The organism is Hyphomonas polymorpha PS728 (assembly GCF_000685315.1).
GTDB lineage: Bacteria > Pseudomonadota > Alphaproteobacteria > Caulobacterales > Hyphomonadaceae > Hyphomonas > Hyphomonas polymorpha.
The window spans coordinates 1-350 of the sequence record NZ_ARYM01000071.1 but is presented as its reverse complement, the minus strand read 5'-3'; the positions used below and the strand labels follow the sequence as shown (position 1 = coordinate 350).

The 350-nt window shown below is 64.3% G+C and carries 1 protein-coding gene; it reads left to right on the top strand.

Annotation, left to right across the window (positions count from 1 at the left end; genetic code table 11):
* Positions 1 to 350: hypothetical protein (locus HPO_RS20795; protein ID WP_199285927.1), on the top strand; the 350-nt coding region annotated here is incomplete at both ends.

Here is a 350-nt window from a genome sequence, read left to right as displayed (position 1 = left end):
TCCTTGGCGGATGTTCAGCCTTGCCCGCCTCAGAAAGGAACCTGCGCTCGCGCGATATTTCGCGTTCGTGCATCCCTTCTTCTGGCCGGTGCTGATCTGGCAGCTCGCCCGCGCTGTGGAAGAAGTGCGCGCCGCCGGGCGCAGCCGCGCCATGCTGCGCGTGATGTGGTGGGGCGGCGTGCACATCGAATATCTCGGCGACGCCGCGCCAAACCCCTCCGCCTACAGATCAGTTGAGCCCACACGAAAGCCGTGGAGCGATCCTTCGTGGGAAACCTCTGTCCCTCTTGAATTGAGCGCGGAAACGCACCGCCTTTTCTTTCCCTGCGCCAGCGGGGGAAGTGGCAGGG